The organism is Paraburkholderia sp. BR10937, from assembly GCF_040965695.1.
Taxonomy (GTDB): domain Bacteria; phylum Pseudomonadota; class Gammaproteobacteria; order Burkholderiales; family Burkholderiaceae; genus Paraburkholderia.
In genome coordinates, this window is record NZ_JBFRCL010000111.1 from 1 (window position 1) to 9,078 (window position 9,078).

The 9,078-nt window shown below is 62.0% G+C and carries 9 protein-coding genes; all 9 read left to right on the forward strand.

The features are described 5' to 3' along the window. Positions 1-399 (forward strand): F0F1 ATP synthase subunit A (locus tag AB4Y44_RS41785; RefSeq protein ID WP_368702752.1); only part of this gene is annotated, 399 nt, incomplete at its 5' end. Positions 400-465: 66 nt separating this feature from the next. Next, positions 466-735, forward strand: a complete 270-nt coding sequence (gene atpE, locus AB4Y44_RS41790; protein WP_028203308.1) for a F0F1 ATP synthase subunit C — start codon at positions 466-468, stop codon at positions 733-735. 140 nt (positions 736-875) lie between these two features. After that, entirely contained in the window at positions 876-1,346 is a 471-nt protein-coding gene (locus AB4Y44_RS41795; protein WP_028213229.1) for a F0F1 ATP synthase subunit B, read from the forward strand. A gap of 2 nt (positions 1,347-1,348) precedes the next feature. Further along, the gene (locus AB4Y44_RS41800) at positions 1,349-1,888 is read left to right on the forward strand and encodes a F0F1 ATP synthase subunit delta (protein ID WP_342920311.1); all 540 of its coding nucleotides are present in this window, start codon (positions 1,349-1,351) and stop codon (positions 1,886-1,888) included. A gap of 67 nt (positions 1,889-1,955) precedes the next feature. Further along, positions 1,956-3,497 carry a F0F1 ATP synthase subunit alpha gene (gene atpA / locus AB4Y44_RS41805; protein WP_069264448.1) on the forward strand — a complete coding sequence of 514 codons (1,542 nt, stop codon included), beginning with the start codon at positions 1,956-1,958 and terminating at the stop codon, positions 3,495-3,497. Between the two features lie 85 nt (positions 3,498-3,582). After that, positions 3,583-4,464 carry a F0F1 ATP synthase subunit gamma gene (gene atpG, locus AB4Y44_RS41810; RefSeq protein WP_342920312.1) on the forward strand — a complete coding sequence of 294 codons (882 nt, stop codon included), beginning with the start codon at positions 3,583-3,585 and terminating at the stop codon, positions 4,462-4,464. An 87-nt stretch (positions 4,465-4,551) separates the two neighbouring features. Continuing rightward, positions 4,552-5,946, forward strand: a complete 1,395-nt coding sequence (gene atpD, locus AB4Y44_RS41815; protein WP_321922700.1) for a F0F1 ATP synthase subunit beta — start codon at positions 4,552-4,554, stop codon at positions 5,944-5,946. 79 nt (positions 5,947-6,025) lie between these two features. Continuing rightward, entirely contained in the window at positions 6,026-6,451 is a 426-nt protein-coding gene (locus AB4Y44_RS41820; RefSeq protein WP_028203314.1) for a F0F1 ATP synthase subunit epsilon, read from the forward strand. Between the two features lie 331 nt (positions 6,452-6,782). After that, positions 6,783-8,543 (forward strand): AMP-binding protein, encoded by a 1,761-nt coding sequence (locus AB4Y44_RS41825; RefSeq protein ID WP_342920313.1) that lies wholly within the window; start codon positions 6,783-6,785, stop codon positions 8,541-8,543. Positions 8,544-9,078: the final 535 nt, after the last annotated feature.

Consider the following 9,078-nt stretch of genomic DNA (forward strand, 5'->3'; position numbering starts at 1 on the left):
ATCGCGCTCGGCGTGTTCGTGCTGATGATTTACTACAACCTCAAGATCAAGGGTCCTGGCGGCTTCGCACACGAGCTGCTCTCGGCCCCGTTCGGCGCGCATCCGCTCCTGTGGATCCCGAACCTTGCACTGAACATCATCGAGTTCGTCGCCAAGACGGTTTCGCTCGCCCTGCGGTTGTTCGGCAACATGTATGCAGGCGAGCTGCTGTTCCTGCTGATCGCGCTGCTGGGCGGTCTGTGGAGCTTCGGCGCGGACACGACGGTGCTTGGCTTCATCGGCCACGTGATTGCGGGCAGCGTCTGGGCGATCTTCCACATCCTGATCGTTCTGCTGCAGGCGTTCATTTTCATGATGCTGACGCTGGTGTACATCGGCCAGGCACACGACAAGCACTAAGTGCTCGTCAAACCAGAATTGCAGTTTTAAATCCCCAGTTCCAGAAAATCTCAATAAGGAGTGATCATGCAAGCTTTCATCGCCAACATCCAGGGTTTCACGGCCATCGGTATCGGCATCATCATCGGCCTGGGTGCAATCGGCGCCTGTATCGGTATCGGCCTGATGGGCGGCAAGTACATCGAAGCGTGCGCACGTCAGCCTGAGCTGATGAACCCGCTGCAAACGAAGATGTTCCTGCTGGCTGGTCTGATCGATGCGGCGTTCCTGATTGGCGTTGGTGTTGCAATGCTGTTCGCGTTCGCTAACCCGCTGCTCTCGAAGCTCGCGGGCTAAGTTCCCTGGAAGGTTGCGCCTGACCTATAACGGGTAGTGGGCGCATGGCGGAACGGGAGACGAGGCGCTGATCGAGTTTCACAACCGATGAGCGCCTTGCCGTTTCAATTCCCCGGAATAGCAACGATTAAGGAAACACCGTGAATCTCAACGCAACCCTGTTTGCGCAAATGGTCGTGTTCCTGATCCTCGCGTGGTTCACGATGAAGTTCGTGTGGCCGCCGTTGATCAACGCCCTCGACGAGCGCTCGAAGAAGATCGCAGACGGCCTCGCCGCTGCGGAAAAGGGCAAGGCGGAACTCGAAGCGGCGCACAAGCGCGTCGGCGAAGAGCTCGCTACGGCCCGTAACGAGGGTCAAAGCCGTATCGCCGACGCTGAAAAGCGCGCGCTGGCCGTCGCAGAAGAAATCAAGGCCCAGGCACACGCCGAAGCGGCACGCATCATCGCCCAGGCGAAGGCCGACGCCGACCAGCAGGTCGTCAAGGCTCGCGAAGCACTGCGCGCCGAAGTCGCCGCCCTCGCCGTGCAAGGCGCCGAGCAGATCCTGAAGCGCGAAGTCGATCAGTCGGCCCACGCCGAACTGCTGAATCAACTGAAAGCCGAGCTCTGATCATGGCCGAACTTGCAACCATCGCCCGCCCGTACGCAGAAGCATTGTTTGGCGTGGCCGAAGCTGGTGACACCGCTGCCTGGTCCACGCTCGTTTCGGAGCTGGCACAGGTTGCGGCCTTGCCCGAGGTGCAGTCGGTCGCGACGAGCCCGAAGGTGAGCCATGCCCAGGTCGCCGAGCTGCTGCTCGCGGCGGTGAAGTCGCCGGTCAAGGAATCGGCCGAGGTGAAGAACCTCGTGCAGATGCTGATCGAGAATCATCGCCTGGCACTGCTGCCGGAAATCCAGACGCAGTTCGAAGCGCTCAAGAACGCCAGGGCAGGCGCTGCTGACGCAGTGATCGTCAGCGCGTTCCCGCTCGAAGGCACGCAACTGGACGAACTCGTGGCCAGTCTCGAACGCAAGTTCAAATGCAAGCTGAAGCCGACGGTCGAGGTCGACAAGTCGCTCATCGGCGGCGTGCGCGTCACGGTCGGCGACGAAGTGCTCGATACCTCGGTCCGCGCGCGGCTCGCCAGCATGCAGGTGGCTCTGACCGCCTGAGCGCCCCGATTAAAAATATCGGGCGCGGCGGCTGGCACGCAACAGAATTGAACATCAGGAGCGAATAATGCAACTCAATCCCTCTGAGATCAGCGAGCTGATCAAGAGCCGGATCCAGGGCCTTGAAGCGAGCGCAGACGTTCGCAATCAGGGCACCGTGATCTCCGTGACCGACGGTATCGTGCGTATCCACGGCCTGTCGGACGTGATGCAGGGCGAAATGCTCGAATTCCCGGGCAACACCTTCGGCCTCGCGCTGAACCTCGAGCGTGACTCGGTCGGCGCCGTGATTCTGGGTGAGTACGAGCACATCTCGGAAGGCGACATCGTCAAGACGACGGGCCGCATTCTCGAAGTGCCGGTTGGCCCCGAACTGATCGGCCGCGTGGTCGACCCGCTCGGCAACCCGATCGACGGCAAGGGCCCGGTCAACGCCAAGATGACCGACGCGATCGAAAAGATCGCTCCGGGCGTGATCTGGCGTGAAGGCGTGTCGCAGCCGGTGCAAACGGGTCTGAAGTCGATCGACTCGATGGTGCCGATCGGCCGTGGCCAGCGTGAGCTGATCATCGGCGACCGCCAGTGCGGCAAGACCGCCGTGGCCGTCGACACGATCATCAACCAGAAGGGCAAGGACCTCATCTGTATCTACGTCGCCATCGGTCAGAAGGCTTCGTCGATCCAGAACGTGCTGCGCAAGCTCGAAGAAACGGGCGCGATCGAATACACGATCGTCGTTGCCGCTTCGGCTTCGGAGTCGGCCGCGCTGCAGTACCTCGCGCCGTACGCCGGCTGCACGATGGGCGAATACTTCCGCGACCGCGGTCAAGACGCCCTGATCATCTATGACGACTTGACCAAGCAAGCCTGGGCATACCGTCAGATCTCGCTGCTGCTGCGCCGCCCGCCGGGCCGTGAAGCTTACCCCGGCGACGTGTTCTATCTGCACTCGCGTCTGCTCGAGCGCGCCGCGCGCGTGTCGGCCGACTACGTCGAGAAGTTCACGAACGGTGAAGTGAAGGGCAAAACGGGTTCGCTCACCGCACTGCCGATCATCGAAACGCAAGCCGGCGACGTGACCGCATTCGTTCCGACGAACGTGATCTCGATTACCGACGGCCAGATCTTCCTGGAAACCGACCTCTTCAACGCAGGCATCCGCCCGGCAATCAACGCCGGCGTTTCGGTCTCGCGTGTGGGTGGCGCGGCACAGACCAAGGTCGTGAAGAAGCTGTCGGGCGGTATCCGTACCGACCTCGCGCAGTACCGTGAACTGGCCGCATTCGCCCAGTTCGCATCGGACCTCGACGAAGCGACCCGCAAGCAGCTCGAGCGCGGCCGCCGCGTGACGGAACTGCTCAAGCAGCCGCAGTATCAGCCGCTGCAAGTGTGGGAACTGGCTGTTGCGCTGTTCTCGGCGAACAACGGCTACCTCGACGACATCGACGTCAAGGACGTCCTGCCGTTCGAAAAGGGCCTGCGCGAATACCTGAAGTCGAAGCACGCTGACCTCGTCGCGCGCATCGAGGACAAGAAGGACCTGTCGAAGGACGACGAGAACGCGCTCCACGCGGCTCTCAAGGACTTCAAGAAGTCCGGCGCATATTGATCCGTCCGGGAATCAAACACGATAAACGGACTGGGACCCGAGTCAGTGCGAAAGCGCTGACCCGGGTCGACAAAGGAGCAAAGCAATGGCTGGAATGAAGGAAATTCGCGGCAAGATCAAGAGCGTGCAAAACACGCGCAAGATCACCAAGGCGATGGAAATGGTCGCGGCGTCGAAAATGCGCCGTGCCCAGGAGCGCATGCGCGCCGCCCGCCCGTATGCCGACAAGGTCCGCGACATCGCTGCGCACATGAGCCGTGCGAACCCCGAGTACCGCCACCCGTTCATGGTGGAAAACACCGGTGCGAAGGTCGCAGGCGTGATTCTCGTCACGACCGACAAGGGTCTGTGCGGCGGGATGAACACCAACGTGCTGCGCGCGACGCTGCAGAAGTTCAAGGAGCTGGAAGCATCCGGCACGACGATCGAAGCAACTGCGATCGGCAGCAAGGGCCTCGGTTTCCTGAACCGTCTGCGCGCGAAGGTCGTCTCGAACGTTGTGCAACTCGGCGACACGCCGCACCTCGAAAAGCTGATCGGCGCGATCAAGGTGCAGCTCGACCAGTACTCGGAAGGCAAGCTTTCCGCCGTGTACCTCGCGTACACGCGCTTCGTCAACACGATGAAGCAGGAGCCTGTGATCGAGCAACTGCTGCCGCTGTCGGCCGAGCGTCTCACGGCGGATGACGACGGCACGACGCCGAAGTCGGCGTGGGACTACATCTACGAGCCGGACGCGCAAACCGTCGTGGACGAGCTGCTGGTGCGCTATGTCGAAGCCCTGGTCTATCAGGCCGTGGCGGAAAACATGGCTTCGGAGCAGTCGGCCCGTATGGTGGCGATGAAGGCGGCGTCGGACAACGCGAAGACGGTCATCAACGAACTGCAGCTCTCGTACAACAAGAGCCGCCAGGCCGCGATTACGAAAGAACTTTCGGAAATCGTCGGCGGCGCAGCAGCCGTTTGATCAAGCGACAAGCGCGAACCGATTGCGAAACCGCGCCGGTGTATGCCGGTGAGCGAGTGAAGAATTCAGGTATCTAAAGGAAAATCGATGAGTACAACTGCTTTGGTAGAAGGCAAGATCGTACAGTGCATCGGCGCGGTGATCGACGTGGAATTCCCGCGCGAGAGCATGCCGAAGATCTACGACGCGCTGATTCTCGAAGGGTCGGAACTGACCCTGGAAGTGCAGCAGCAGCTGGGCGACGGCGTTGTCCGCACCATCTGTCTGGGTTCGGCTGACGGCCTGCGCCGCGGCACCGTGGTCAAGAACACGGGCAACCCCATCCGCGTGCCGGTCGGCAAGCCGACCCTCGGCCGCATCATGGACGTGCTCGGCCGTCCGATCGACGAAGCCGGCCCGATCGTGAGCGAAACGACGCGCTCGATCCACCAGAAGGCTCCGGCGTTCGACGAGCTGTCGCCGTCGGCGGAACTGCTCGAAACCGGCATCAAGGTTATCGACCTGATCTGCCCGTTCGCCAAGGGCGGCAAGGTGGGTCTGTTCGGTGGTGCTGGCGTGGGCAAGACCGTCAACATGATGGAGCTCATCAACAACATCGCCAAGGAACACGGTGGTTTCTCCGTGTTCGCCGGCGTGGGCGAGCGTACCCGCGAGGGCAACGACTTCTACCACGAAATGAAGGACTCGAACGTTCTCGACAAGGTCGCGCTGGTGTACGGCCAGATGAACGAGCCGCCGGGCAACCGTCTGCGCGTCGCGCTGACCGGTCTGACGATGGCCGAGCACTTCCGTGACGAAGGCCTCGACGTGCTGTTCTTCGTCGACAACATCTACCGTTTCACGCTGGCTGGCACGGAAGTGTCGGCACTGCTCGGCCGTATGCCGTCGGCAGTGGGCTATCAGCCGACGCTGGCTGAAGAAATGGGCAAGCTGCAAGAGCGCATCACGTCGACCAAGAAGGGCTCGATTACGTCGGTTCAGGCCGTGTACGTCCCTGCGGACGACTTGACCGACCCGTCGCCGGCTACGACCTTCGGCCACCTGGACGCAACCGTCGTGCTGTCGCGTGACATCGCCTCGCTGGGTATCTACCCGGCAGTCGACCCGCTCGACTCGACCTCGCGCCAGATCGACCCGAACGTGATCGGTGAAGAGCACTACTCGATCACGCGCGGCGTGCAGCAGACGCTGCAGCGCTACAAGGAACTGCGCGACATCATCGCGATTCTGGGTATGGACGAACTGTCGCCGGAAGACAAGCTGACCGTCGCCCGCGCTCGCAAGATCCAGCGTTTCCTGTCGCAGCCGTTCCACGTCGCGGAAGTCTTCACGGGCTCGCCGGGCAAGTACGTGCCGCTGAAGGAAACGATCCGCGGCTTCAAGATGATCGTTGGCGGCGAGTGCGATCACCTGCCGGAGCAAGCGTTCTACATGGTCGGCACGATCGACGAAGCCTTCGAAAAGGCCAAGAAGATCCAGTAAGGGTTAGTTGCCGAAGTGCGGATAGGTCGCGCGACTTATCCGCCACAGCAGCCAATTAATCCCCAAGGAGTCGACACATATGGCAGCAACCATCAAGGTAGACGTCGTCAGCGCCGAAGAGAGCATCTTCGACGGCCAGGCGAAGTTCGTCGCGCTTCCGGGCGAGGCGGGCGAGCTGGGTATTCTGCCGGGCCACACGCCGCTCATCACGCGTATTCGTCCGGGTGCAGTGCGCATCGTGGCGGAAGACGGCGGTGAAGAGTTCGTGTTCGTCGCCGGCGGCATTCTCGAAGTGCAGCCGGGCGCCGTCACGGTGCTCGCCGACACCGCGATCCGCGGCAAGGATCTCGACGAGGCGAAGGCCACGGAAGCGCGCAAGCGCGCTGAAGAGACGCTGCAGAACGCCGGCTCGAACCTCGAGTACGCCACCGCCCAGGCCGAGCTGGCCTACGCGGTCGCGCAGCTCGCGGCGATCCAGCGCCTGCGCAAGATGAACCAGCACTAATTGGTTCTCGTACGCGCGCCCTCGTGGCGCCGCGTTCGAAGCGAAAAGGGCTCCCCAAGCTGGGAGCCCTTTTCGCATTTTGGCGCCGGTGAGCGGGCACGGCCCAATGGCGTCGCAATGAAAAACGCGGCATAAATGCCGTGAGCCACGGAGATCGACAAAAACGCTCTGGCATACTTGACGTTTACGGAAAGGTAATGCCAAATCATGCGTTCGCAGCCGGCCCAGACCCTGCGGGTAAGACTTGATGCCGCCCCCGGGAAAGCCGGTGGACAATAGTTTTCAAATTCATTTCAAACGCGGGAGTGACGCTCCCCAGGAGACAGCCATCATGGCAATCGACGCAGCAGGCGCGCGCGCCGCGCCCGGTGTACATGAGCCGCTCATCGCGCCGAAAGACGGCCTTTCCTACGTGCGAGGCACGACCGATGTGCCGCTCAGCGACGCGACCCTCGGCACGTTCCTGCAGGAGACCGCCACCCGCTTTCCCGAGCGGCCCGCCGTGGTGTTCCGCGAGCAGGGCATCCGCTGGAACTGGCGCGAGTTCGCTGCCGAAGTCGACGTGCTCGCCGCCGGCTTCGCCGAACTGGGCATCGTCAAGGGCGACCGCGTCGGCATCTGGTCGCCCAATCGCGTCGAATGGTTGCTCACCCAGTTTGCGACCGCGCGGATCGGCGCGGTGCTCGTCAACATCAATCCCGCCTATCGTCTCGCCGAACTCGAATACGCGCTGAACAAGGTGGGCTGCAAGGCGATCGTCTCCGCGGAGAGCTTCAAGACCTCGAAGTATCTGGAGATGCTGCAGACGCTCGCGCCCGAGCTTGCGAGCGCCACGCCCGGCCAGTTGCAGGCCGCGCGCCTGCCCGAACTGCGCGCGGTCGTGCGCATGTGCGACACGGCCACGCCCGGCATGCTCTGCTTCAGCGAACTCGTGGAGATGGGCCGCGAGCGTATTGCGCGCGACGGCACGGCGTGGCTCGATGCCATCAACGCGACGCTATCGCCCGACGAAGCCATCAACATCCAGTTCACGAGCGGCACGACCGGCAATCCGAAGGGCGCCACGCTCACGCACCGCAACGTGCTCAACAACGGGCGTTTCATCGCCCAGGCGATGCGCCTCACGCAAGAAGACTCGCTGTGCATTCCGGTGCCGCTCTATCACTGCTTCGGCATGGTGCTCGCGGTGCTCGCATGTGTATCCGTGGGCGCGAACATGGTGTTTCCCGGCGAGGCGTTCGATCCGCGCGCGACGCTCGAAGCGGTCTCAGAGGAGGGCTGCACGGCATTGCACGGCGTGCCCACGATGTTCATCGCGGAGCTCGATCATCCGGAGTTCGCGCGCTTCGATCTGTCGAAGCTGCGCACGGGCATCATGGCCGGCTCGCCGTGCCCGATCGAGACGATGAAGCGCGTGGTCTCGAAGATGCATCTCGCCGAAATCACGATCGCCTACGGCATGACGGAAACGAGCCCGGTGTCGTTCCAGAGTTCGACCACCGACCCGCTCGACAAGCGCACGACCACGGTGGGCCGCATTCAGCCGCATCTTGAAGTGAAGATCGTCGATGCGCTCGGCAACACCGTGCCGGTGGGCGAAACGGGCGAACTGTGCACGAAGGGCTATTCGGTGATGCAGGGCTACTGGGGCGACGCGGAGAAGACGGCCGAGTCGATCGTCGATGGCTGGATGCACACGGGCGATCTCGCGACGATCGACGCCGAAGGCTACTGCAACATCGTCGGTCGCCTCAAGGACATGCTCATCCGCGGCGGCGAGAACATCTATCCGCGAGAGATCGAAGAGTTTCTGTTCCGCCACCCGAAGGTGCAGTCCGCGCAGGTATTCGGCGTGCCCGACGCGAAGTACGGCGAGGAAGTGTGCGCGTGGATCGTGCTGCGTCCGGGCGAGGCGGCAACGGCCGAGGAGATCCAGGCGTTCTGCCAGGGGCAGATTGCGCACTACAAGATCCCGAAGTACATCCGCTTCGTCGACGAACTGCCGATGACCGTGACAGGCAAGGTGCAGAAGTTCGTGATGCGCGCGCGCATGATCGATGAACTCAAGATCAGCGAGCAGAAGACGGCTTGATACGAGGTTCGATGCAATGCCGCGGTGGACGATTCAAGGCGTCGCTGCGGCATTGCAGAACGCGCAAAAATAGTCGGGAAACCGAACGATTATTTGACGCTGGAGGGAGTGGGTGCGGAGCGATGCCTGTTGAATAATAAAACGTACAGGCGAAAAAAAAGCGGGCCTGGAGCCCGCTAAAAACCACACGCTACGGGGTTAGCGCGAGGAGACCAAAGGAGGAGCCGGGTCATGAAACGTCTTCGACGCCGGTCACGGCTCCAACAAGGATGCCCCTCGAGAGGGCTTCGGCGTAGGGCCGACCGGCTGGTGTTTTGTGTCCGCTCACACTGGCACCGTGCCACATCCGTGTTGAAACCGTTGAAGGCATTGTGGGCGAATTAAGATAGGTTCGCGGTAACAAAGTGTTTCAGGTTGTAACGCCCGTCAGATAAGGCTCTGCGGCTCTTTTTGCCATCCTGAGCGTTTTGCGGAAGTCATTTTTACCGCTATTTTTCGAGGCTGTTTGACAGCCTTGACGGCACCTTGTGCGCGA

Coding starts and splice junctions, on each gene's coding strand:
- atpE (WP_028203308.1), top strand. CDS start 466: ATGCAAGCTTTCATCGCCAACATCCAGGGTTTCACGGCCATCGGTATC.
- AB4Y44_RS41800 (WP_342920311.1), top strand. CDS start 1,349: ATGGCCGAACTTGCAACCATCGCCCGCCCGTACGCAGAAGCATTGTTT.
- atpA (WP_069264448.1), top strand. CDS start 1,956: ATGCAACTCAATCCCTCTGAGATCAGCGAGCTGATCAAGAGCCGGATC.
- atpG (WP_342920312.1), top strand. CDS start 3,583: ATGGCTGGAATGAAGGAAATTCGCGGCAAGATCAAGAGCGTGCAAAAC.
- atpD (WP_321922700.1), top strand. CDS start 4,552: ATGAGTACAACTGCTTTGGTAGAAGGCAAGATCGTACAGTGCATCGGC.
- AB4Y44_RS41820 (WP_028203314.1), top strand. CDS start 6,026: ATGGCAGCAACCATCAAGGTAGACGTCGTCAGCGCCGAAGAGAGCATC.
- AB4Y44_RS41825 (WP_342920313.1), top strand. CDS start 6,783: ATGGCAATCGACGCAGCAGGCGCGCGCGCCGCGCCCGGTGTACATGAG.